The organism is Dorea longicatena, assembly GCF_025150085.1.
In the GTDB taxonomy this organism is placed as follows: Bacteria; Bacillota; Clostridia; order Lachnospirales; family Lachnospiraceae; genus Dorea_A; species Dorea_A longicatena.
This window is the reverse complement of the sequence record NZ_CP102280.1, coordinates 195,142-218,267: the sequence shown is the minus strand read 5'-3', so window position 1 is coordinate 218,267 and position 23,126 is coordinate 195,142. Positions and strand designations below refer to the sequence as shown.

The 23,126-nt window shown below is 43.7% G+C and carries 24 protein-coding genes; all 24 read right to left on the bottom strand.

Features of this window, described 5'->3' with window-relative positions; translation table 11 throughout:
- Positions 1–20 precede the first annotated feature (20 nt).
- Positions 21–371, bottom strand: coding sequence for a hypothetical protein (locus tag NQ508_RS01085; RefSeq protein WP_006426970.1), 351 nt, complete (start codon positions 369–371; stop codon positions 21–23).
- Positions 371–2,701 carry a VirB4-like conjugal transfer ATPase, CD1110 family gene (locus NQ508_RS01080; protein ID WP_229027113.1) on the bottom strand — a complete coding sequence of 777 codons (2,331 nt, stop codon included), beginning with the start codon at positions 2,699–2,701 and terminating at the stop codon, positions 371–373. Before NQ508_RS01080 ends, NQ508_RS01085 begins: the two co-directional genes overlap by 1 nt.
- Entirely contained in the window at positions 2,694–3,134 is a 441-nt protein-coding gene (locus NQ508_RS01075; RefSeq protein ID WP_006426972.1) for a PrgI family protein, read from the bottom strand. The genes NQ508_RS01080 and NQ508_RS01075 overlap by 8 nt, the downstream gene beginning before the upstream one ends.
- A gap of 3 nt (positions 3,135–3,137) precedes the next feature.
- Positions 3,138–3,569, bottom strand: a complete 432-nt coding sequence (locus NQ508_RS01070; RefSeq protein WP_006426973.1) for a DUF4313 domain-containing protein — start codon at positions 3,567–3,569, stop codon at positions 3,138–3,140.
- Between the two features lie 4 nt (positions 3,570–3,573).
- Positions 3,574–4,416 (bottom strand): VirB6/TrbL-like conjugal transfer protein, CD1112 family, encoded by an 843-nt coding sequence (locus tag NQ508_RS01065; RefSeq protein WP_207635650.1) that lies wholly within the window; start codon positions 4,414–4,416, stop codon positions 3,574–3,576.
- A gap of 85 nt (positions 4,417–4,501) precedes the next feature.
- Positions 4,502–4,819, bottom strand: coding sequence for a hypothetical protein (locus tag NQ508_RS01060; protein WP_006426976.1), 318 nt, complete (start codon positions 4,817–4,819; stop codon positions 4,502–4,504).
- 87 nt (positions 4,820–4,906) lie between these two features.
- The gene (locus tag NQ508_RS01055) at positions 4,907–6,631 is read right to left on the bottom strand and encodes a VirD4-like conjugal transfer protein, CD1115 family (RefSeq protein ID WP_242654695.1); all 1,725 of its coding nucleotides are present in this window, start codon (positions 6,629–6,631) and stop codon (positions 4,907–4,909) included.
- Positions 6,632–6,654: 23 nt separating this feature from the next.
- The gene (locus NQ508_RS01050; protein WP_024852684.1) at positions 6,655–6,933 is read right to left on the bottom strand and encodes a DUF4314 domain-containing protein; all 279 of its coding nucleotides are present in this window, start codon (positions 6,931–6,933) and stop codon (positions 6,655–6,657) included.
- Positions 6,934–6,949: 16 nt separating this feature from the next.
- The gene (locus tag NQ508_RS01045) at positions 6,950–7,261 is read right to left on the bottom strand and encodes a hypothetical protein (RefSeq protein WP_004614509.1); all 312 of its coding nucleotides are present in this window, start codon (positions 7,259–7,261) and stop codon (positions 6,950–6,952) included.
- A gap of 83 nt (positions 7,262–7,344) precedes the next feature.
- Positions 7,345–8,331 carry an ArdC family protein gene (locus tag NQ508_RS01040; protein ID WP_044919771.1) on the bottom strand — a complete coding sequence of 329 codons (987 nt, stop codon included), beginning with the start codon at positions 8,329–8,331 and terminating at the stop codon, positions 7,345–7,347.
- 5 nt (positions 8,332–8,336) lie between these two features.
- On the bottom strand, positions 8,337–9,143 hold the full coding sequence (locus NQ508_RS01035; protein ID WP_006426979.1) for a PcfB family protein: 807 nt from the start codon (positions 9,141–9,143) through the stop codon (positions 8,337–8,339).
- 2 nt (positions 9,144–9,145) lie between these two features.
- Entirely contained in the window at positions 9,146–10,423 is a 1,278-nt protein-coding gene (locus NQ508_RS01030; RefSeq protein ID WP_006426980.1) for a relaxase/mobilization nuclease domain-containing protein, read from the bottom strand.
- 6 nt (positions 10,424–10,429) lie between these two features.
- On the bottom strand, positions 10,430–10,738 hold the full coding sequence (locus NQ508_RS01025; protein WP_006426981.1) for a plasmid mobilization protein: 309 nt from the start codon (positions 10,736–10,738) through the stop codon (positions 10,430–10,432).
- Complete coding sequence (locus tag NQ508_RS01020; RefSeq protein WP_004614514.1) at positions 10,717–10,887, bottom strand: hypothetical protein; 171 nt, start codon at positions 10,885–10,887, stop codon at positions 10,717–10,719. Before NQ508_RS01020 ends, NQ508_RS01025 begins: the two co-directional genes overlap by 22 nt.
- A 138-nt stretch (positions 10,888–11,025) precedes the next feature.
- Positions 11,026–11,349 (bottom strand): DUF7768 domain-containing protein, encoded by a 324-nt coding sequence (locus tag NQ508_RS01015; protein ID WP_015513330.1) that lies wholly within the window; start codon positions 11,347–11,349, stop codon positions 11,026–11,028.
- Positions 11,350–11,430: 81 nt separating this feature from the next.
- Positions 11,431–12,234, bottom strand: coding sequence for a DNA-methyltransferase (locus NQ508_RS01010; protein ID WP_023923433.1), 804 nt, complete (start codon positions 12,232–12,234; stop codon positions 11,431–11,433).
- 20 nt (positions 12,235–12,254) lie between these two features.
- Positions 12,255–13,001, bottom strand: a complete 747-nt coding sequence (locus tag NQ508_RS01005) for a hypothetical protein (protein WP_006426984.1) — start codon at positions 12,999–13,001, stop codon at positions 12,255–12,257.
- Between the two features lie 6 nt (positions 13,002–13,007).
- Positions 13,008–13,985: a DUF3991 and TOPRIM domain-containing protein gene (locus tag NQ508_RS01000; protein WP_006426986.1), complete on the bottom strand. Its 978-nt coding sequence runs from the start codon at positions 13,983–13,985 to the stop codon at positions 13,008–13,010.
- Positions 13,985–15,145 (bottom strand): methionine adenosyltransferase, encoded by a 1,161-nt coding sequence (gene metK / locus NQ508_RS00995; RefSeq protein WP_167528845.1) that lies wholly within the window; start codon positions 15,143–15,145, stop codon positions 13,985–13,987. The genes NQ508_RS01000 and metK overlap by 1 nt, the downstream gene beginning before the upstream one ends.
- Before the next feature lie 88 nt (positions 15,146–15,233).
- Positions 15,234–19,610, bottom strand: a complete 4,377-nt coding sequence (locus tag NQ508_RS00990; protein WP_044919772.1) for a SpaA isopeptide-forming pilin-related protein — start codon at positions 19,608–19,610, stop codon at positions 15,234–15,236.
- Positions 19,611–19,683: 73 nt separating this feature from the next.
- The gene (locus NQ508_RS00985) at positions 19,684–20,166 is read right to left on the bottom strand and encodes a gamma-glutamylcyclotransferase family protein (RefSeq protein ID WP_006426989.1); all 483 of its coding nucleotides are present in this window, start codon (positions 20,164–20,166) and stop codon (positions 19,684–19,686) included.
- A gap of 12 nt (positions 20,167–20,178) precedes the next feature.
- Positions 20,179–21,135: an amidoligase family protein gene (locus NQ508_RS00980; protein ID WP_006426990.1), complete on the bottom strand. Its 957-nt coding sequence runs from the start codon at positions 21,133–21,135 to the stop codon at positions 20,179–20,181.
- A gap of 2 nt (positions 21,136–21,137) precedes the next feature.
- The gene (dcm, locus tag NQ508_RS00975) at positions 21,138–22,433 is read right to left on the bottom strand and encodes a DNA (cytosine-5-)-methyltransferase (protein ID WP_044919685.1); all 1,296 of its coding nucleotides are present in this window, start codon (positions 22,431–22,433) and stop codon (positions 21,138–21,140) included.
- 70 nt (positions 22,434–22,503) lie between these two features.
- Positions 22,504–23,055 (bottom strand): hypothetical protein, encoded by a 552-nt coding sequence (locus NQ508_RS00970; RefSeq protein ID WP_007884604.1) that lies wholly within the window; start codon positions 23,053–23,055, stop codon positions 22,504–22,506.
- Positions 23,056–23,126 lie beyond the last annotated feature (71 nt).

Sequence of the window (23,126 nt, the reverse complement as noted above, 5' to 3'; positions counted from 1 at the left end):
CTCTTTCCGTATCTCTTATCTCATCGGGCAACATCCCGATGTTTCTTTTTTTCCTGCTGTTTCTGCAACTGCTCCACCTGTCTGATTGCCTCATTTACCAGTGGATGTTCGTTGTAATATGGCACAAGCTCCAAATCACCCCTGTCTTTTGATGACAACGGCAATGGATATTCCATATCCGAATAAATTGATTCCGGATCATGGATAGAAAACTCAATAGCCGGACACATATTGGCAGATGTTCTACAATACTTCTGGTACTTTTTATATGCCTCTTCCAGCGTTCTGCATTTTGTATATTCTCCTAAATCATGGAACTCACCGCACTCTGCAGCATAAAAAGTTATCGTTACTTCTTCTTTTTTCTTCATTATGATTCTCCCGGTTTTGTTGTCATTAGTTTATAAAGGTCTGTATTCTTTGGGAACGTATTCTCAAATGGTACGATATTTCCAGAGCAACGGATCAGACCACTGCCAACCGATACATTTGTAATATAGGACAGTTGGTTTTCGGAAATATTCAAAAGAGCTGCCAATTCTTCCCTGTCTGTACTTGCCTGATTCAAAAGAATCAAAAACTCACTGTTTGCCAACATCAGTCTTGCAGTGTCCGATTTCAGAAGTTCCTCAACATTTTGGGTTAAACCTGTCACGAATCCATTGTATTTTCTGATTCTCTTGTACAGTCGGTAGAAGAAATTTGCACTGTATTCATAGCGGAATAACAGATAGAACTCATCGGCAAATATCCATGTCGTTTTTCCTTCTTTCCAGTTCTGAATTACCCTGTTAAAAATACTGTCTAAGGTAACCAGCATTCCAAGAGGCATAAGTTGTTCCCCCAGTTCCCGGATATCGTAATCCATGATCCTGTTCTTCTTATTCACATTGGTCGGCTGTGCAAAGGTGTTCAGGCTTCCATTGATAAAAAGTTCAGATGATAATGCCAGTCCTCTTGCCTCTTCTTCCGGCTGCAACATCAACTGTCGGTACATATCTTTCAGTGTCGGAACTTCCCCTGTATAACCACTTCGGATATAATCCCGGTACACATCTGCAGCACAGCGGTCCAGAATCGACTTTTCTTTTGCCGACAGGTTTCCTGCTCCAACCAACTGTTCAAATACAGACAGAATAAACTCCGATTTTTCAATCAGTGGATTCTTTTCATTTCCGTAGGCTGCGTCCATATCCATTGCATTCAAGTGATTGTCTGATGTCGCAGATACTTTTACAACCTGTCCACCCAAGGCCTCTACTAATTTTGTGAATTCGGACTCCGGATCAAGAATCAGGATATCGTCATCGGTACTCAATGCCAGATGCACAATCTCTTCTTTTGCTGAAAAGCTCTTTCCTGATCCACTGACACCCAACCGGAAACTGTTTCCATTCATCAGTTTCTTCCGGTCGGCTACCAGAAGGTTCTTGCTGACTGCATTCTGCCCATAATAGATACCTCCCGGCTGCAGGATTTCCTGTGTATGGAACGGGATTAAAACAGCCGTTGATTCCGTTGTCAGTGTACGCAGGGCATTGATCTTTCGCAGTCCATAAGGAAGCACTGTATTGAGTCCGTCCACTTGCTGCCACTTTAATGTTGCCATCTGACACAGATGCTTTCTTGCGATTGACAGAATCAGTTCCGTATCGGAATCCAGTTGCTTTTTGCTGTCTGCCAGATGTACCATTGTCAAAATCCCGAACATCATACGCTGGTCTCTGGTTGTCAGATCATCGAGCATTTCCTTGGTTTCTTTTCTCTGAAGTTCCATATCGTATGGTACGATTGCCGAGAAGTTATTATTAGCGTTCTGCCTTCTCTGCCAGTTGGTCACGTTAGTTTCCACACCAAGCAGTCGGTTCTGGATTTCCCTTACCGCTTCATCCGTAGGGACTGGCAGGATATCAATCGACAACATCAGATTCCGGCTGAAGTCACACAGTTCTGAAATCATGTCATCTTTAACATAACTTGCATAATCCTGCATATACAGGACTCTTCCGTACCTGTCACCGATTTTAAAATGATCACGTTCAAATTCCATAGAATCCGGACACATCCAGTCCTTGAAACTTGTTCCCTTCTTGGCAAATTGTTTCAGATCAAATGGGAATGCCTGTGGGACATCTCCCTTGAAGAAATCCCTGAAAATCTGTAGCCGGCTCTCTGCGTCCAGTCCTTCTGCTGTGGACGATAACTTTGCCAGATGTGTTACGATGTCTGTTCCGATACGTGCAAAATAGGTTCTTGCATCATCAATCGATCTTTTATGTACACTGACGGTCAGATACCGTTCCTGATAGATGCTGTTGTTTGTTCCTGTAATCTTAGACAGGAGCATTTCGTTGTATTCTTCCCGATAGTGGTCCAGTCCATCTTCCTTCATTGGAAGCAGAATAGACTTTTCGAATTCTTCTTTATTGATTCTCCGGTTATTGATGGTAATTTTGGCAGAAATGCCGGAATCCAGTGAATTTAAGAGTTCAGAATAATCCAGAAACATTTCTGTCTTATTGTCCTTACTCGCAATATAATAGTTGATATCTGTAAAACGATATGTTTTTGAGAATTTCGTTCCCTGTTGAAAAATTCCATCCGGCCAGATTCGCTGGATGGGAATTGCCTGTTGGACGGATTTCGGAACTTTGAAGCGTTCCTTATCCATCCGAAGTGCCTGACTTAAGGTTTTAATCAAAGGCATCACTCCTTCCCTTGCGTTTCTTTCTCTGTTTTGCTTCTGCTTTTTGCTCCCGCTCTTTTATGATTTCTGCTCCATCCTTTTGATTCTTTTCTCCCAGCGAGATGGTCTTCTGCATGCAGGAGTAGTAGATATCTTCCGACTGAAACACCAGTTTCTTCGGATACAGCAATTCGGATTTGATCACTGCCCGTAAAAACTGTTCGGCTGTCATACCATGATATTCGAAAAAGCCACAGGCAGCAAATGGAGCAGCACCAAGCACACACAGCCATCCGGTTATTTCCTGTCCGGTAATATCACGCATTCCAAAGTAAATTCCGACTGCTGTAAGAATCGCAAGAACAGAACACACACATTGTCTCAGGTCCAGTCCCATAAACATGGATTCCTGATAGTCCCTGATTTCTTTGTTCATCTTTACTTCCATAAATTATCGTTCCTCTCCCCTGTTTTGTTTCTTCGTTTTCTGTGGTTTTTCTTTCGGTACTTCTATCCCGGCAAATCTACAATGTTCTGCAACGCCTTCCGGATCAAATTCCGCAAGTCTTGCTAGATCAAACGCTACCTTCTGATAGGTTGCATATCCTGATCTTCCTGTTTCATTCAACACTTTTCCAAGTTTATGTTCCTTGATAAAATGAAGCATATCCTTGGTAAAATCTCCTGTTATAAAAGCCTCATTTGGCTCTAAGAACTGATAGGGCAGATTAATGGTTACATCTCCAAAATCTTCCCATTCTCTCCCTTCCTTATGGCAGAGTCCTACATATAAATTTCCATTGTTCCGATAAGAGCTCACTCGTATCGCTACTGTCTCACGTCCGAACTCCCAGTTATATCTTAATGTTTTCTTTGTATCCATATTTTTAACCTCCAAGTCCCATCATTTCTCTGACAATACGGTCAGATGCCTTAATTGCTCCAACCAGCACCAGTAAATTGAATACCAGTTCTCCTACATAGTTCCACACGATTGTAACTGCACTCACCCCTGTATCCCCTACTGCCGGAGGGCTTGCGGCATAGGCAGAATAGATGATACATGCCAGTGCAATGATCGCCCCTTCCAGACACACACCCACATAAGAACGGAGAAAGTTCTTTCCGATGGATTGTGTAGGTTCTCCTGCAAAAGAGGAGATCGGGATCGGGGCGATTGCGGTATACATATAGATCTTGAACATCCTACCATACACCGTCAGGATCATGACAAACGACAGTACTGTGATCAGCAGACTTCCAAGCAGTGTCACGATCCATAATGGGATAGATTCCAGCATTCCCACACTTTCGATCTTATCTACGATCTCTGTTGGCAGTTCGGTCACGCTTCCTGCCATGCCTGAACCACTCATTACCGTGGTCACAATTCCCTGCACAATGGAAAACAGTGCCTGCATCAGCTCCATCCCATAGGTGATTGCCCCCTGCGCCAGTGCAAACCGGATAAATGCTTTTAATACGTGTTCCGGTTTCTTAAGGTCCGTAAAACTCCCACAGGTTTTGATGATCCCGGCTGCGAAAAACAGCACCAGCAGTCCATAAGCGATGGCTGTCAGTGCATCATTGATATTGATCATAATGCGCCAGATACCGCCGCCTTTAAAAGTTGCCGGATTTTCGGTAAGCAGCGTCCAAAGTTCTGCCATCTTTTCACTCCATGTGGATAGTGCCGAGTTCAGATTCTGTACAATCCAGTTATCACTCAAAAATTCTCACCTCCTAGAAAATGGTTTTGAATACAGGAGCGCCTTTCGGCACTCCTGCGGTTTCCTTCTATCTTTTTTCAGAGGCTTACGCCATGATCAGATCCAGGATTTCTTTGGCGAACGTAATAATCACGCCTCCGGCCAGTGTCAGAAATCCATTTGCCCTCTGGCTTGGATCATGGCTTTTCAAGGACAGTCCTACCTGCACCACTCCAAATCCAAGCAGAATCAAGCCGATGGCACGAATCAGCGAGAAGATGAATGTAGACAGGTTATTGATAACGGACAACGGATCTCCGGCTGCGAATGCGGTCGTTGCTCCGACCGTTACGGTCAGTACCAGTGCCATATAAAGACTCATCCACTTTTTCTGTTTTCTCCCCATCGGCATCGGGGTTGTCATTTTTTCAGTTGTATTCTTTTTTGTTCTATTTTTTTCTCCTGTGAGAAGTTTCTTCAATACACATCACTCCAATCCATCAAAAAACTGCTATTCACCAAGAATGTCCTCGGTAGACAGCAGTTCGTAGTCGTCTAATCTGTTAATGTCAATCTTTAGGTCGTCGTGAGCCAGTGGTGTTTTCGCATAATCATAAGGCGATGCACCACCGTCCTCTGTGTATCTGAAATTCACATGCTTTTTTAAATCATATTTATCGTCCATGATCGGACGCTCCCCACGAATAAACAAAATCGCTTTGCGGTTATCTAAAAGCCGTATTTCATCCGGTGTTAAAAGTTCCCTTCCAGTCTGCTGATAATTCACCGAATAGCTGCCGCTACGCCCTTTTGTCTGTCCGTAGGTATTGGTATCCAATGTCTCTTTTCCCAATAATTCCGAGACATACTTATGTCCTTCTTTTTCATTTCCACCCAGATATAAAAATTCATCGCAGTTACCGATAAGGCTCTCATACGAGTCTTTAAACAAGGCTTTCATCTGTGCAATGTTCTGGATGATGATACTGCAGGAAATCCCTCTGGAACGCATGGTTGCCAGAATCTTGTCAAAATCATCCGGCAAGGCTACGTTTGGCCACTCATCCATAATGCAGTGTACCGGAATTGGAAGCTTTCCTCCGTACTTCCGGTCTGCCACATAATACAGTGTCTGAAACAGATTACTGTAAATCATGCCGACCAGATAATTCATACTGGTGTCGGCATCCGGAATACAGCAAAACAGTGCTACTTTCTTCTCCCCGATGCTGTATAAGTCCAGTTCGTCTGTACAGGTCAGGTTGGCAATCTGTTTCAGGTTAAAAGCTGCCAGACGGACACCAACCGAGATCAAAATAGACTTTGCGGTCTTTCCGGCCGCCTGCTTATAAATGGCATACTGTTTGACCGCAATACTCTCTGGGTCCCGCATTTCCAGTCTTTCAAACAAAATGTCCAATGGTGACTGGTAATCCTCATCATCTTCTTTGACCTGTGCGCTTCCAAGCATTTCCATGATCATCGGGAAGTTCTGTTCTTCTGGTGGAGCTTCATGCAGCAAATACAGCATAAGTGCCTGTAAGAGTGCAGTCTCAGACTTCTCCCAAAACGGGTCTGAGCTCTGCGCTCCCTTCGGTGTTGTGTTGCGGATCAGGTTATTAATCAGCTTCAGTACATCCTTATCATCCCGGACATACGCAAACGGGTTATAACACCAGGAAGTCTCCGGATTGATCAAATCAAAAACCCGGACTTCATATCCATTCCGTTCCAGAACACCTCCTGTTTTGCGCAGAAGTTCCGCTTTCGGATCTGTGATCACCATCGAGCAGTTGCACTGCATGATGTTCGGAATCGCATAGGTCCGGCTCTTTCCTGCCCCGGAACCTCCGACTACCAGCACATTTAAATTTCGTTTATGCTTATATCCATCCAGTCCCATGCGGAAATGCTGTGTCAGAAGCAGATTATTCGTGTACTGCTTTTCGCAGTAACGTCTGCAGATTTCGGACACGTTGCCCCATTTTGCGGAACCATGTTCCACGCCTCTTCTATAATTTCTTTTTTGGGATTCATAAATACCAATGCCTAAGAAATAGGCTGCTGTGAATATCAGAATACATTTGAACGTATACGGTGTATACGTGATAAAAAACGGCTGTTCGAGTTTTTCGCTCAGCGTTTCTAAGATTTGAATAAAATTCTTATCCGGTGTAATGGCACAAGCGGTAATCGCTGCCGCCCACCAGACAAATGGCAGAAAGACAAGATACAGAACCCAGTCCTGCTTTTTTGTACTTATCTCTGCAAGTCAGATTCTCTTTTCTTGCGTGGCTTTTCTTCTGGATGTCCCTGTCCTTCTTTCTTATGAAAGGAATCCACTCCCGGTATCAGTGAGAGACTTCTGCCGTTGTCCCACTTAACACCGAGCTGGCCTGCATCATCCACATACTGCACAGTTCCTTCCAGTCCCTGCGGCATACCCGCTTCTCCGTCCATCGAATTCAGACAGATTCTTGTTCCTGCCGGATACTGTTCTCTAAGTCTTGCCACTTTTTCTCTTGAATAAATGACCAATCAACCACTCCTTTCTCTACCAGAACATGTGTCTGGTGGTATTCGGTTTTGCAACCTGAATAATGATTTTATCTATTCCATCACTATATCTTCCGGCTGCAAGATATTTACTTCTAAGCCTGTTCAGTGCCTTACGGATCTGCCTTTGTTCCCCGGCTGTAATCTGCAGCCGTTTCTGGGCGAGGTCGTATTCACTTACTTTTTTCAGAAGAGCTTTCGTTTCTTCCAAACATTCATCCTGCTCACTCTGTGCCTGCAGCTCATCATTCAGTGCCACCACGAACATGTTTTTCATAATGTTATCCATCTTCAAATAGTATTTTGTCATCTGGCTGACCTCCTTTTTTTGTTACACCAACCATATCACAAGACCTCCGTAATAGCTACTCCAACCGTTCAACTTTTTCACTTTTATCGTTCCGGCTGGCTCTTTGCTTTTTTCTCTTTTCCGGATGCTTTTTCAGATGGTTTTTCATCCTTGGTTTCCGGTATTTTTACAGGGTCTCCGATTGCGAACTCATCGGTTATATACTCCTGTTCCTTTGCACCAAAATTGCGTTCGATATGGTTTCGTATACTGTAGGAAGCCTGACGGACATCATTTAAAAAGTCTCTCAGTTCCTGCGGATCTTTCTTTCCGCATTCATTCCTCTGTGCAATATACTCCAGATTGAATCCGGTAACATCCACACCATAACGTTTCGCAATCACATAGGCTGCACAATAAGCCTGTGCACTGACTTTCTGTCGGCTGTAGGTTCCGGTATGCTGGTCCAGTGCTGCACACGCCAGTTCTCTGTTCAGTGCATGGAATGTCGTTACTTCACTCATTCCGTTGCGGATATAAATGGTACGGTATCTCGGATTGTACTGGGCCTGCACTTTGTCTGGCAGATCATCCTCAATCTGCACACGTACCGACTGGTCTTTTAAGACAGTTCCTATCAGTTCTGTCAGACTTCGCTGAGGGCGTTCTTCCAATGGCTTTCCTGACATCTGACTGATGTCAAATCCTTTTCCGATCGTATACCCTCTCCGCATTTCACCGTCTTTTTCGTATTCAGTGGAAATCATATAAGTAATGCCATGCTCCCCTGCTTTTACTGAACGGTGTTCTTCTCTCCAGCGTTCATAAGACCTTACTACCTTAAAATCTGGATGCTGTCCGTAAATCAAAAGCAGATTCGGAGTTCTCTGTGTATTACACTCTGCCATAAAATCCAGAAAGCCTTTCAGTTTTTCTCCATCCTGAAAAACTCCCTGTGCCTGTGAATCTACTTCAGCCCATACCTCTTCTCTTTCCTGCTGCTTCTTGGCTGCATATTCTTCCTTTGTCAATTTCTGTTCTGGAACCTGCTGTTCTTCCGTTCCACCTGAAATCATATCTGTTAAATCCATATACATTACCTGCCTTTCGTTTTCATATTCTTACGTTTCTTCCTGCTCTCTCTGGCATTTTTCCGTCTGTCCGGCCTCTTACGTTTCTCTTCCTGTTCCTTACGGATATCTCCGAGTTCTTTCCGCACAGATGGTTTTTCATTCTTTTCTTCCCAGCTAGTTTCCCGACCGGAAGAAATATTTTTGTTGCGCGAGAAAGGTTCGGACGGATTCTTTGCTTTCCCCTCCTGCGCATGTGTAAAATTTCCTTCCGGGAAAGCCTCATCCCCGATCTGGAACATTTCTTCCGCATCATCCAGTTCAAATTCTATCTTGCCTTCCGGCAGGACAACGGTCTCTGTCCGTACATTCTCCCCGGTTTCTTTTTCCATCTGGTTCTCTGCCTTTTCCGGTGCATTCTCTTTTTCCACTGCTTCTGTAACCATAGAGCCTGATTCTGCTTTTACAAAATCCAGATTCATCCGGTCTAATACCCGGTTCATCTTTGCTGCATCATCTGCAAATACCATGACCTCTGTCTGATCCGGATTCACCTTATCTTTGATGACAACATATAAGATACCTCTCGCTTTGGCTTCTTTCGCAAATTCTTTTAAGCGGTCACCCGGAACGGTAAAAAATTTCATCGGGCGCTGTTCCTTTAACATTCTGGTAAGCCTTGTTTTCCCTCTTGTCTTTTTCTGATCCTTTAAGGCGGCCGCAATAAAGACTGCCACATGCTTTGCCACATTTCCGGTGATCTTCAGCGAATACTCCATCCCTTCTAGACTGTACCGCACTACCTGATCTGCCGGTTCTGCTCCGTAATTCATACTTATCTCACCTCCTGACTTTCTTTGTGTTCCACACGTTTCTCATTCTGGTTTTGTTCTTCTGCCTTTCGAAGTCTTTCTTCGATTTCCAGTGAATGCTTTTCAATCCGGACGGTCATACGGACTTCTTTTCGGAGTTTTTTTAATTCCTCATTGATTTCGGACAACCGTACTTTTCCGCTGTCTTCCCTGCCATTCCGATAGAGCTTTCTGCGTTCCTTCATCAGTTCTGAAATCTGCTTTTGTAACGGCTCACGGTATGTGGCAAGCTGTTCTCTGGTCGTAATGTCATGCTTCATTAAAAACTCAATCTGTTCAATCCTCTGATCCAGTTTCCGAATATCCTCTCTGATGGCATACGGACTTCTTCTCGGTCTTTTTGGCAGTACTCCCATCTGATATAGATAGGAATAATATAATGCCTGTATCCCGGTCAGTTTCCTCTTTGGAGGAATCTGCACCGTCTTTTGATAGATGCGTTTTACTTTTGGCTGTAAGATCTGTCCACGGATCTCCTCTTCGGAATAGTTTTTTCCAAGAGACCGTAGCCGGATGTACCGTTCCATCCCCGGAGCCTTTAAAGCGACATATTTCCGGTTCAGTTTCCATGTGTATCCACGCTTTTCCATTTCTTTTAAGAATTGTGACCAGGAGTAGCTTTCCTGTACAGACTCCCTGATATCCAGACGGATCGCACTTCTCCATGTCGGTTTCCCTTCCTGTTCCGCTTTCCACTGTACATAAGGGATTGATTTTTTCTGGTCGGATTCAATGATAGACAGACCATATTTTCTGCACAGCTCATCGGAGATCTTCCGGATCTCCGTATAATAACTCTTGGCATTACTATGGTACTTATGTCCGTCCACCATGCTTACAGAATTCCAGACAATATGATTATGATAATGTCTGGTATTCAGATGCGTTGTGATAACGACTTCATACTGTCCCTTTAAGAGCCGGTCTGCCAGTTCCTGTCCGATGAGATGTGCCAGTTCCGGTGTCACCTCACCTTCTGCAAAACTCTGTACCAGATGGTATCCTTCCACACCGCCCATCTTATGGAATCTCTTTTTTGTTGCCACCATATCTGCATACGCATTTTCATTGGTACATCCGATGGTATCTTCGAAGACCGCCTGTTCCGTCTTTGTCCGGTTCATGGCATAATCAATGGCAGCCTCCAGAGAGTCTGCTTTCTGTGTGGTTTTTTCTTTGTCTTTCACATATTCGATGGAACGGTCCAGGCGGTGGACGGGGATAACACTTGTATAAGCCATCTGTCATTACCACTCTTCCTTTACCAGATGCCATATCTCTTTGGTAAGCCGGAGCATTTCCTGCACACTCTGCTCACTTGCCATTCCCGAAGCATTCGCAACATGGGCAAGCTGGTTCGCATTATTGCACAGACCCGCTATCTTCCTAAGCAGTTCCGGGTGATGCTCACAGGGTTTTGCGTGTACCTGTGCTCCTAAGATCAGCGAACGCATAAACTCTTCCCGACTCAGTCCGCTTTTTTCCACCTGTTCCTCCAATTCCCTGAGTTCCCTTGCATTTAACCGCACCGGGATCACATGGTTTCGTTTTCGCATTGCATCACCGTCCCTTCTCTTTTCTCTTTCATCATATCGCCAAGCTCCTGATCCGACCGTTTCGCAGTTACCATGCAGCAGGTCACCACGACTCCGAAACAACCTCCACACATCAATGCGATCATAATCATGACTCCGTCTCTTAACATAGCTTATCCTTCCTTTCCATGTTCATTTTATATTCGGGGGATTGGGGTTCTCCCCAAAGTGCGTTTGGATATCCAAACGCTATGCTTGCAAAACGAGTACCACCAGTTTCTGTAGCACCGGATTAACTCGATTCTGATTTATTTTGATTCTTTTATCTGCACCAGTCCATCAAGTGTTGTACAAATGATATGGAGTCTGTCTGCCATACTGATTTCGGTATTCATTGTTCCTGTCACTTCTTTCCCACATACAACTACCATCCGGCATCTCCTCAAAAGAATATGGGACATTCTTCCATATCCCTGCATATCTTCTGCATCGGACTCTTCCAAGAATGGTGAGAATACAAATCTCGGACAGATTGGTACATACCCAAGTTCATAGATTTTTCTGCAATATTTCTGCACTTTTACCCGGCTTTCTTCTGCTGAACAGCACACATAAGCCAGCGCCTGTTCCATACGCTCCATCTCCTTCCTGCATCCAGTTGGATGCCATGCATTTTCTCTATAAAAAACAAGATGTCCAATTGGACATCCCGGCTACTTTTCATCCTCTTTCTGCTCTGCTTCTAATGCAATTCTCACTCTGTCACTTCCCAGTTTGTAGTAGGCATCTGTTACCTCAATTCCCACTGCACGATAACCTGTCATAACCGCTGCAAGGACAGTCGTTCCTGCCCCGGCAAACGGGTCCAGGATCAAACCTCCCGGTTCGCAAATCTGGATGACATCTTTCATAAGCTGCAACGGCTTCTCTGTCACATGAATCCGGTTCTGCGGATTTCCATATCGGAAGACGCCCGGCAGACAAGATACTGGACGGTTGATTGGCATCGGTCCGTTACTGCCCCACACAATGTATTCAGCCTGCTGGCGGAAACGGCCTTTCTGTGGACGGGAGTTTCCCTTATCCCACACCGCTGTTCCTCGCCAAATCCATCCTGCCCACTGCAATGCATCGGTAATCGATGGATACTGACGCCAGTCAATGAACAGACAGATCGGAGCTCCTTTCTTGCAGGCTTTCCGCACATCGTAAAGCCACTCGGCCATCCAGTGAGTCCATGATCTCTGATCTTTATTGTCCCCATCAAAATCCGGAAGTGCATTTGCAGCACTCATACTGCTGTATTTCTGGTTTGTAGTACGATTTCTTTCATTCTGCTTTGTTCCACCGGACGCATACGGTGGATCGGTAATGACTGCATCAAAGATTCCCGGCTGGAATGCTTTGACCAGTTTTAATGTATCTCCATGTAATATTCTCCAGTTTTCCCCTTCGGCATATTCCTCTGGGTATGTTCCCTCTTTCATAAGTTCTTCCAAACTCAGGCCATTTGTCATAGGCATCATCCTTTCTTTTCTCAGCGTTCCGGCTGATTTTTCTTCTTTGTCTTTTTATTTTCTTTTGGTGGTGGACTCAACTCGGTTTCCACATATTCACTGATAATCAAAAGTGCTTTGTAATAGTCCCCACTTTCCAATACCCTTTTACACATTTCTTTTGCTTCTGCTGTCTGTTTATTCTTTTTCAAAATAGTTGAGGCATCGCCCATAATGGAAAAAATATTCCCATTATGTCCAAGGAGCTGTAACTTGGGACGTTGTTTCTCAGGCTTTGTCGGAATCTGCTCTGTTTTCTTCTCATACATTTTCGGCTGTTCTATATCAGGATGCCAAAAATGCACATTCAGCGTTCCTCCATCTACCTTGATATCCCTCTGCTCAAATCCTTCACCCCAACCGTCACTGTACTGTCCTGTAATGTATTCAGTGAATTCCTGTAGTTCTTCCTGACTTAAAAGTTCATTTAATTCCAGTTTGGTACATCCGTACAGGATTCCGTCTTTGTTTTCTATCGTAACAACTGCACTTTGTATCTTTCCCTGAATGGACTCACTTCCATCAAAATACTGCATGAGATCATCTTCCCCATAGCGTTTCAGTTCTTCTCGGATGACTTCTTCATAATCGGCAAGTTCTGTTCCATCTAACGGCATTCCATATTCATCACTCTCCGACCACTCTTCTTCCCATTCGGATTCTTCTGAATAAAGATTTCCAGTCAGCTCCGTCAACAGATGTACGTGCATCGTTCCTTTTTCTTCCATTCTCTATCACCTTCTTTCTAATGGTCTGTCCCTGCATTTATTTGTCTGCTTTTTTTCTTTCGCAAGGTCTGCATAATCTGCCCCTTCTTTTTCCGGCAGATTGCAAATAATCTGATACGTTCCCTCGTAATGTTTTTTCATCTGTTCTTTCGCCCATCTCCCGGCAAAGTCATTATCGGTGCAGATTTCAATTTCTTTGATTTCCGGATGGTTCTTCAGAAACTCTTCCAGTGCATCCGGCAGCTTTTTAAAACGTTCACTCTGTATCTGTGTGTTTTCTTTCGGAGCAGCGATTCCTCCAAGGGAAAGACGATATTTATCCCTCTTTCCTTCTTCCAGTGTCATGTGGGCCAGTGCATCAATACACGCTTCATATACGACAACTCGTTTTGTTTCTCTTTCAGGTGGAATACAAAAGCTGTACTTTTTTTCACTCCCGGTCTGCTCCATCTTGAATCCTTTCCCGTTTTTTTCATAGATTCCTCGCAGGAATGCATATCTTGCTTTTCCGGATTCATCTTTTCCAACAAAAACAGCGTTATGGTACGGGACACTTTCATAAAGGATTTCATGCGAAATGCAATACGTGATCACTTCATCGCTGATTCCTCTGTGGTTTAAATAAGCCCTGATTCGTCTGCAATTACAATATCTCTCCGGCAGCTTAAAGGGTGGTTTTTCCTTTTTCGCAGACTGTGTCGGAATAAAAGACGGACTCTCTTCGCACAACAGTTTTACGGCATCTGTAAATTTCATTCCATCTACTTCAATCAGGAACCGCAGTGCGGACACGCCACCGATATCTCTGGATTTCCAATGCCATTTGCTGGACAGTTCATTGATTTTAAAACTGTCATGGTCCGTCAACTGCCATTCATTTCTGGTTCTTGTCTTTTGCAACCGCTGTGCCTGATGCGTCCGCAAATACTCATACGCAGTCATATTTTTTGCTGCCTGAATCTCTTCTTCCGTTACCCAGGGCATTACAGAATTGCATCCTGAAGATCCAGTACCTTATCCGTCCGCTCCCAAGGAAACTCCTTTCTTCCAAAATGACCAAAAACTGCCGTCTGCCGGAAAATCGGACGGTTCAGTCGAAGGGATTCCATGATCTGAACAGGTGTCACTCCAAACACCAGTGGGATTGCTGCCGCCAGACAATCATCCGCACACACTTTCCCTGTATCAAAGGTATCCACCTCAATCATAACCGGCTCTGCTACTCCGATTGCATAAGCCAGAGACACCTGACACTTGCTTGCAAACTCAGCAGCTACTATATTTTTTGCGATATACCTTGCCATATAAGCTGCCGAACGGTCTACTTTCGAACAGTCCTTTCCTGAAAATGCACCGCCGCCATGCGGAACCATACTTCCATAAGTATCCACCATCAGCTTTCTTCCGGTCAGTCCGGTATCTGCATCAAACCCTCCACACACAAATTTTCCTGACGGATTGATCAGAATCTTCGTATCCTCATCCGGCGGCAGTAATCTGAGTGCTGAGCGAAGCACTTTCTCTCTGATTTCGGCATCTAACTTCTTCAGGCTCTTTTCTGCACCATGCTGGCAGGAAACAACAACACTTTCCAGTCTCACTGGCTTTCCATCTTCATATTCTACGGTTACCTGTGCTTTTCCATCCGAAAAGATATCTTTGATATATCCGCTTCTTCTGCAAGCCGAAAGTTCACGTGTGATCCGGTGTGCCAGAACAGTCGGCATTGGCATAAGCTGCGGAGTATCATCACACGCATATCCGACCATAACACCCTGATCTCCAGCTCCCCTGCTTCTATCTCTTAATTTTGCGCCGATATTATCCCGAAATTCTTTCGACACACTCACTGCTTTCGCAATATCTGGACTCTGCTGGTGTACAAACGTATCCATTTCTATCCCATCTGTACAATATCCACACTCTTCTAAAACTTTTCGGATCACATCAAACACTGGTGGTTCATATCCGCTGGTGATTTCTCCTGCTACAAACACATTTCCTCTTGTAGCAAGGACTTCACACGCCACTCTCGAAGATGGATCGTAACGCAGACATTCATCTAAGATTGCATCTGCTATCTGATCGCATACTTTGTCTGGGTGTCCTTCTGTTACTGATTCTGCTGTATAAAAACGTCTCATCATTCTTCTCCTTATATACAGACAGGGCAGAAGCTGCTTTATGCACATCTCCTGCCCTGTCAGATTGGTTTATCCTGTAATTCTTATTTTATTTTTCTTCTGTTTCTTTTTTGTTGTCTGTCATTTTTGACTTCTTTCTGCGGTATACAGTCACTCCTGTAGCTGTTCCAGCAGATGCCAGTGCAAGCAGAACAAACGCCCATATTTTCTGGTTATCACCTGTTTTTGGTGCATTTGTTTTTTCTGTTGTTTTCTCCGGTGTTCTGGCATCTTTCATTTCTACTTTCTGGACTTCCATTGTATCTTTCAATGTAAATGTGACATCTTCCGCAATCTCGTAACCATCCGGTGCTGTGATCTCACGCAGAGTAAGTTCTTCATTGACTGGGAGTTTTTCAACGGAATGTGGTTTTCCATCTGTAATCCACTCTTCCAGAACAGTTCCGTCTTTGCGGATAATCTGAAGCTTTGCCCCTTCCAGTTCTTTTCCGGTTGTAAGGTCTGTTTTTGAAATTTCCACTTTGGAATATTCATCTTTCATCTCAACCTTTGTCACACTGCCATCTTCTTTGACTTCAAACATCACATCGCTGGCAGACACATAGCCATCTTCATAAGGAGCCAGTTCCTCATGTAAGGTATAACTTCCTTCCGGCAGTCCGTAAATGACATGTTCTTCCTTACTGCTTACCCATTCTTCCACAACATTTCCGTCTTTATCAATGACCTGCAGTTTGGCTCCTTCCAGCTCATTTCCGGTAGTTGCATCTGTTTTTGTAATGCGTGTTTCTGTCGGCTGATTCTCAACTTCTTTGTTCAGTTCAATCTTTGCAAGATTCTGATTTTCGTAAGTTGCATCTACATTCCATACTTCCTCATTTGGAAGATATCCAGCTTTTCTGACTTCCTCTTTGACATAGTATTTTCCATGTGGAAGATCACTGTCGAAAGTAAGTGTTCCCTTTGCATCCGTTGCTTTCTTTTCCAGCAAGGTATCTTTCTCTACGAGAACCTCTCCCTGATTAGAAAGAATATCTTCTGCAGCATACAGTCCAAAAATAACACCTTCCAGCTTTTCGCCTGTGACAGAATCTTTCTTTTCTACTGATACGAAAACTTTCTGTCTTTCATTTTTATAGGTAACGCCTTCATAAACAACTGCCTGTGTATCATCCTCTGCTGTCAGGGTAAATTCTTTCTGTTCTGTATTTAGGACAAAATTCTCTCCTGCTACAACTTCTTTCAGATAATACGTTCCCAGTGGCAGATTGTTGATAACTGCTGTTCCATTTTCATCTGTAGTCAGTTTGGCTACCAGGTCATCTTTCTCATATCGGACAACTGGATTTCCTGCTTCGTCCTTTGCTCCGTCCGGTGAATAGATGGTATCTTTGGCATATATTTCGAATTCAGCGCCTTCTACTCCGGTTTCTTCATATTTAAAGCCTTTATAAATACCTGTTTCTTCTTTTCCAGATACGGCATTTCTTACTTTTGAAACCAGTGCTTTTACTTTTGCCAGAACAGAATCTCCGGTTACTTCGGTAAGCTGTTCTCCCTTTTTCGTCAGGAGCAGGCTTCCTACCTGTTCATCGTTTTTCTGTTCTACCTCTACAATCGCAGCTCCTGTATCTGGATCAATCTGATGTGCAGTGTTTGAGGATACTGTAATTACAATACCACTCTGTGGATTTTCTTTATATGTTCCTTTTGTAGTCTGTTCTAATGGTGAAATAATCGTTGTTCCATCATACAGGGACTCCTCGCTTCCCTGTCTTACAAATCCTTCCGGTGCTTTCACTTCTTCGATTCGGTAGGTAGAGCACTTCAGTTCCTGCGGTGTGATCAGATATCCTTCCTCGTTTGTTTCGAATACACTGATCTTTTCTTTCTTCGGATACTGAACAACCTGTTCCACATATTTCTTATTTGTCACATCGTAAATCTTATAAGAAGCACCAGCCTTTAAAACAGTATTTCCAGTCTGTGCATCCTTCTTTACAATTTTCAGCAAAAATTCAAACGGGCGGTCATCAAATACTCTCCACTGCATTGGCTCTCTGCTGTCATTTTCCACATTTACAACAAATGGATCAATGGTTTTCAAATTCTCAGGGGTAGTACTTTCCACTACAACATAACTTCCATACGGCAGTTCCGGGCTGACTGCATATCCTTTTGTATCAGTGATCAGTTCTGGTACTGGTACGGCTGTTCCATTCTCGTAAGTAACTGCAACCTGCTCTTTGCTGAAGTCATAATTTTTGAAATCGCTTGCTGTATAGCTTTCTCCATTGGCTGGCTTCAGTTTTCCATTTTTTACCTGTGTCAGGTCGCTGATCAGATATACCTTAAATCCTGCTCCTGCAACCAGGTCTGTTTCTGTCTGCTCTCCATCTTCACTGATTTTGATTAACTGGAATGCCTGTTTCTTTACCTGCTCTTTTACCGTAAGGTCTCTTGTCACTTCGGCAACATCCTGACCTTCATAAGTTACTGATACCTCGTATTTGGTAGTATCCAGTGTATATCCTTCCGGTGGAGTGATCTCTTTTACATACATTTCTCCAAGGTATAATTCTGAAAATTCCAGTGTTCCGTCATCTCCGATGACTCCCTGTGCAATCAGGCTGTCCTGTTTATACAGAACCCCTGTTGTGCCATCCGGATGCACGATGTCCTCTTTTGCATACAGACCATACACAGCACCACGAAGAACACTGTCCCCCTGCGCTTTAAATGCAAGTGTTTCTTTATCGATCTTTGCGATTTTCACCTTTCCGGTGACTCTCTCATCTGTTGCTGTTACAGTCATTGTCTTTCCGGCAGTAACAGCCACTTTATATACTTCTGTATTCAGTTTGTATCCTGTCGGAGCAGTGATCTCTTTCACGTACACTGTTTTCAGTGCAGAATCAAAATAATCGCTGACTGCTTTTCCGTCTGTTCCGGTTGCTGACATTGTCATCAGCAGATTTTCACACTTCTTATCAGTATAAATACCATAAACTGCTCCTGACAGTGGATTCTGTGTATTGACATCTTTCTTCGTCAACTCAATGCGTGTCATATTCAGCCACTGTACACTGAAGCTTACCGGCGCTGCTGTTTCGCTTTCAAATACACCGATATCCTGCTTGGAATCTCCGGTTGTCAACACCAGTGTTCTCCATGTCTTTCCGACAGAACCATATAAGTTGCCGGAAGCATAACTGCCTGTCAGTAATAAATCTGCGGACAGATAGAATGTATCTCCACCATAAATCTGGATTTTTCCATTTGTAACACTTGTTCCTTTGGAAAGATTATGTGCTGTCACATTTTCTGGTACACTCAGTGTCACATAGTTTCTGTGATCTCCAGACAGTGTGATATTTGGTGTTTTCTGGATGTTTCCATCCCGTACTGCATTCAGCTTTGTGCTTGAAAGGCTCAGTTCACCTTTTGGCGGTTCTTCCTGTCCAAACAGATAATTGATATATGCGATAACCCCTGCATTTACAAGGTCATTATAATTACACCCTGTAAATCCGGCTTCTCCTGCATAAGCATAGCTGGCTGCAATGTGTGTATACACATACTTTTCATCTTCCGTTTTTCCAGACAGATAACTTCCTGTCAGATCTCCTGCCCCGCCATAACCATAATAAAGGACTTTCTGCAGATTTTTATTGCTGTCCAGTACCTGTGCTACATAACTTCCACTCGGTGGGGATGCTTTCTGGGACTGAAGGCAGTATGCAATTTTTCCATTGACTGTAAACAGGCAAGTAAGATAATTTCCAATATAACTTGGATAATAAATAGTTCTCCCCTTTGTCAATGTAACTGTGGAACCGCTGCTTGTAGCTCTTTCAGCCGCAGACAATACCATCACATTTCCCTCTTCGATGTCCTCTTTCAGTTCTTTGATTGCCTGTGCAGATGCATCTTCTTCGGATGTTTCAATTTCTACATCTGTGTAGTTCTGCACAGGCGAATCCGAATCATCTTCAGATTCTGTATCTGACTTCTGTTTCTCTCCACCATTTTCTTCGGAATGTGCCTGTCCTTCGGTATCCGTCAGAGTCACTTTACGGGTGATGGTATAGCTGTCACTCTTATCTTTTGGAACGACCATATAAGTGGCAATATATGTTCCTGCTTTGTCTGAATGATACTCTCCACCATTCTCATCTTTGATACTTACAAGCGTAACATCTTCTTTTTCTGCATCATAATGGATTCCTTCCATACTGGTTTCCACTGCAAATGTATCATCTGAAACTGCTTTTGTGATATCATCTGCTGTAACTGATGTATCTTTCTGGCTTGTTACCGCCTGTTCAGATGCCTGTACTTCCGTCTGCTGTTCCGAGCCTGTCTGTTCGGCCGCAAACGCATTCGCACTGCTCAAGGTACTGATGCCCATCAGGACAGCCAGTCCAAAAGCAGCAATTCTGGTCTTTAATTTTCTAACCTTCATGTGCTTTTCCTTCCTATTATAAATAGATTTTTTCAGTAAAATACCGCAGAAGATGTTTCCTCTGCGGTACGTTTTATCTTGCATATCGATTTTTTTCTTTTTTTACTTCCTGTCTGGTACGTTTTACCGCTTCCATGACAGACTCCGTTGGAATCTGGTTATCCTTACATCCTTCCAGAATTCCATCCAGATAAAATTTCGATGGCTTTGCCGGAACATCTTTGTGCGGAGCGTTCATCATATATACAAACACTTCTTTCTCCACACCATCCTGATTTTTTACCCGAATCGATTCTTTCCCATAAAAACTTGGGAATCCTTCATAAAAATCCAGACTCTTCTCACACGCTTCTGTGATTTTCCATAAGACTCCTTCGACATAGCTTCCTTTTTCCGGCAGAACCGTTGCTACCCCATTGCCCGGAGCCCTTCCCCGAAATGCCAGCCGATAATTTTCAAGCCGGACGTTTTCCACAACTTCCGCAGCCGGACACCTGTACTTCATCTGCTCCAGATTCATGTTGCTGCCATAAGCGAAGTAATATCTATCTTTCATTTTTTCTCACCTCTATCTGACTCCTTCTGTCCTTTGATTTTTCTTCAGACACTCATACGTGCTTTTATCATATCTCCACGCAAGATCACCATCCAGATTTGCCAGCAGATGTTTTCGAACATTTTTATATTCGTCTCCAATTAACCCAAGTCTCAATAAAAATGTACGAAATGTAAATGCCGGGTTTTCTGATATCAGTGTCTTTTTCATCTGTGTCGATCTCTGATTGATTGCCTGTGCGGAAATGGCTAATGCCAGTGTAATATTTGCTCTCACCTTTCCTGCATGTAGTGTGCTTTCAAAACAACGCCATTCCAAAGTTCCCTTGGAAAACACAGCATGAAGATTCAGAGCATAATAACGGGTATGATCATAATGGGTATGACTTCCATCCCTGCCTCCATACCAGACATTTCTTACTCGGTCCATTGTGATTGATTTATTTGGTATTTTTCGGATTTTCTCCAATACCTCCGGTCGCACCCTCTGACAATAACTATTTGCTCTTCTCTCCTGCACTTTCAGTGCTTTGAACAGGATATCTTCCTTTGCATACATAATTGTCAGTGCATTTTTCAGACTCTGCGGTGTATGATTCGATGCATCTACATGAACATGCTGACCACAGGACTCATTTACAAAACCTCCATGCTGTCGCAGACATCGTACTACTTCCTGTAACTTTCCCATTTCATCATAGGATAATTTCGGTGATACCATTTCTGTTGAATATTCTCCACCTGCGTCTACAATTCGACCGTATACTTTCCGTTGTGTATAAATGCTCCCATCAGACATAAATTTCCACTTTTTTCCTTCCAGATCTATCACTGACCAGACTCCATAAGTAGTGCCGTCATAATATGCTTCTGTTCCAAACATTTCAGCAACAACTTCTGCAGCACGTTGTCTGGTAATCCCTGTCATTTCGATTTCTGTGCCAAAGTATTGGTCTTTTATTCCGATCATGCCTAATGGATTCCTTTCTCAGACACTTTCTGTGTGTTAAGTTCGGAGTCTGCCTTTTGTAACAATCTGCCAATTGCCTCGATAACATTGACAGTTACTCCGTTTCCAGCCTGTTTATAAAGCTGTGCGTCAGAAGTGCTGTCTATGATCTTATCAATCTGCCAGTCGTAATAACCCTGCAGTCGCAGACATTCCCTCGGAACTAACCTTCTTATTCTGCCGTGATACAAGATGCCATGACGATCGGTTGCAGTAATTGTAAACATCGGTTCTTCGGGTTCTTTCATACGTCTGCCGTTCTGACGAACATTCTCTTTTGCTGGTGTTAAGACTGCTCTTGCTCCATCCTCTGCTAATACACCAGAACATTCTCCTTTGTATTTGTGGACACCGCATTGTCTGGTATTCAGGCTTCTGCATTCTTCCGTTACCACCGGCGGAGGTGAAAGATCGACAAAGTGCAGCGTTCCCTGTTGAACACCTGTTGTCAGGGTATGTGCGATCTGGTGTCCGACTCTTCCTCTCCTGCTGTTGAGATTCGCATAACCCAGATCGATGCTGTCCCCTTCTCTTGCAAGTTTGTAGCCGAGCTTTGTATTCTCTTTGATTGGAACACCTACATCATATAATCCTGTCTTGCCGCCCATTCCACCTGCCTGTGATGTCAGGGTACAGCTTAGTCCTTTGGGACTGTAGACTCTTTTCCCCTGACTTCCTGCCCGGACTTGAACAAGAGCTGCTCCATTTGTTTCTGGTTCAGGTAATACTTTTCCGGCACATCGGAAATCAAAATATCCGACAATATACACCCGTTTTCTTGCTTGGGGGACTCCGAAATCCTTGCTGTTAAGCACTTTCCATTCGACATGGTACCCCAGTTCAGAAAGCGTACTGAGGATGGTGCAAAACGTCCGGCCTTTGTCATGCGATAACAAACCGGGAACATTTTCAAGGATAAAATACGAGGGTCTTTTAGCTTCAAGAATCCGGGCAATTTCAAAAAAGAGAGTTCCTCTTGCATCTGCAAATCCTTCTCGCTTTCCGGCGATAGAGAATGCCTGGCAAGGAAATCCTGCACAGAGTAAATCAAAATCTGGCATTCGTTCTGGTTCGATTGTTCTTGTGTCATTACAATACCACTCCCCTTCCGTATCAAACAGCAATCGGTAGTTCTTATCCGCATAAGTATCCACCTCGCAATGTCCGACACAGACAAAGTTTCCTGCCCGTCTTAAGCCTTCACGAAATCCCCCGATTCCGCTAAAGAGATCAAAAAATTGAATGGTTGCGGCTATCAACCTCCTTTTTGCTGATAAAAACAGGCGGCATGATCTCTCATACCGCCCTTCGTTATTCTGTATCAATTGGTTACCATTCTGTTGGTTCTTCTGCTTTGGATTCTTCCGGATCAGTCTCTCCTTCTGGTTCAGTTTCCTCTTCCGGTTCACTTTCCCCTTCTGGTTTGTTTTCCTCTTTCGGTTCACTTTCTCCATCCGGTTCGGCTTCCTCTTCTGGTTCACTTTCCCTTTCCGGCTCAGTTCTTTCTTCCGGTTGAGTTTCTTCTGTTCCCAATTCTCCAGTTGTCTGTTCGGATTCTTCAGGCTGCTCTTTGCTTTGCCATTCGACCTCTACCTTTTCCAGTGCTTCTTCTATAATCTGAATTAAGAAGTCTTTCTGTTTCATGTGTTTCTTTCCGATGACTACTTTTAATCTCTGGAATAATTCCTCTGATACCTGTACTGCTACTGTTCTTACTGCTCCCATGCTTATTTCTCCTTTTCCTTCCACTCTGTTGAAATGTTCTTCAATGACCTGTTGTAAAAATTTTTGTGTGCTGCTTTCTGTGAGTTCAATCTCTTCTCTTACTTTCTCATGTAAGTCCATCGGGATCTTTCCGCAGATATTTTTCATCTCTGCCATAACCTTTCTCCTTTCACTTTTGCTACACACAACATACTCCAAAGCCGCATGGAAAGCTATTCACAATACCC

Excerpts from the sequence above, each read along its gene's own strand:
- NQ508_RS01085 (WP_006426970.1), bottom strand. The coding sequence starts at position 371 with ATGAAGAAAAAAGAAGAAGTAACGATAACTTTTTATGCTGCAGAGTGC.
- NQ508_RS01075 (WP_006426972.1), bottom strand. The coding sequence starts at position 3,134 with ATGGAAGTAAAGATGAACAAAGAAATCAGGGACTATCAGGAATCCATG.
- NQ508_RS01070 (WP_006426973.1), bottom strand. The coding sequence starts at position 3,569 with ATGGATACAAAGAAAACATTAAGATATAACTGGGAGTTCGGACGTGAG.
- NQ508_RS01060 (WP_006426976.1), bottom strand. The coding sequence starts at position 4,819 with ATGACAACCCCGATGCCGATGGGGAGAAAACAGAAAAAGTGGATGAGT.
- NQ508_RS01045 (WP_004614509.1), bottom strand. The coding sequence starts at position 7,261 with ATGACAAAATACTATTTGAAGATGGATAACATTATGAAAAACATGTTC.
- NQ508_RS01040 (WP_044919771.1), bottom strand. The coding sequence starts at position 8,331 with ATGGATTTAACAGATATGATTTCAGGTGGAACGGAAGAACAGCAGGTT.
- NQ508_RS01035 (WP_006426979.1), bottom strand. The coding sequence starts at position 9,143 with ATGAATTACGGAGCAGAACCGGCAGATCAGGTAGTGCGGTACAGTCTA.
- NQ508_RS01030 (WP_006426980.1), bottom strand. The coding sequence starts at position 10,423 with ATGGCTTATACAAGTGTTATCCCCGTCCACCGCCTGGACCGTTCCATC.
- NQ508_RS01025 (WP_006426981.1), bottom strand. The coding sequence starts at position 10,738 with ATGCGAAAACGAAACCATGTGATCCCGGTGCGGTTAAATGCAAGGGAA.
- NQ508_RS01020 (WP_004614514.1), bottom strand. The coding sequence starts at position 10,887 with ATGTTAAGAGACGGAGTCATGATTATGATCGCATTGATGTGTGGAGGT.
- NQ508_RS01015 (WP_015513330.1), bottom strand. The coding sequence starts at position 11,349 with ATGGAACAGGCGCTGGCTTATGTGTGCTGTTCAGCAGAAGAAAGCCGG.
- NQ508_RS01010 (WP_023923433.1), bottom strand. The coding sequence starts at position 12,234 with ATGACAAATGGCCTGAGTTTGGAAGAACTTATGAAAGAGGGAACATAC.
- NQ508_RS01005 (WP_006426984.1), bottom strand. The coding sequence starts at position 13,001 with ATGGAAGAAAAAGGAACGATGCACGTACATCTGTTGACGGAGCTGACT.
- NQ508_RS01000 (WP_006426986.1), bottom strand. The coding sequence starts at position 13,985 with ATGCCCTGGGTAACGGAAGAAGAGATTCAGGCAGCAAAAAATATGACT.
- metK (WP_167528845.1), bottom strand. The coding sequence starts at position 15,145 with ATGAGACGTTTTTATACAGCAGAATCAGTAACAGAAGGACACCCAGAC.
- NQ508_RS00990 (WP_044919772.1), bottom strand. The coding sequence starts at position 19,610 with ATGAAGGTTAGAAAATTAAAGACCAGAATTGCTGCTTTTGGACTGGCT.
- NQ508_RS00985 (WP_006426989.1), bottom strand. The coding sequence starts at position 20,166 with ATGAAAGATAGATATTACTTCGCTTATGGCAGCAACATGAATCTGGAG.
- NQ508_RS00980 (WP_006426990.1), bottom strand. The coding sequence starts at position 21,135 with ATGATCGGAATAAAAGACCAATACTTTGGCACAGAAATCGAAATGACA.
- NQ508_RS00970 (WP_007884604.1), bottom strand. The coding sequence starts at position 23,055 with ATGGCAGAGATGAAAAATATCTGCGGAAAGATCCCGATGGACTTACAT.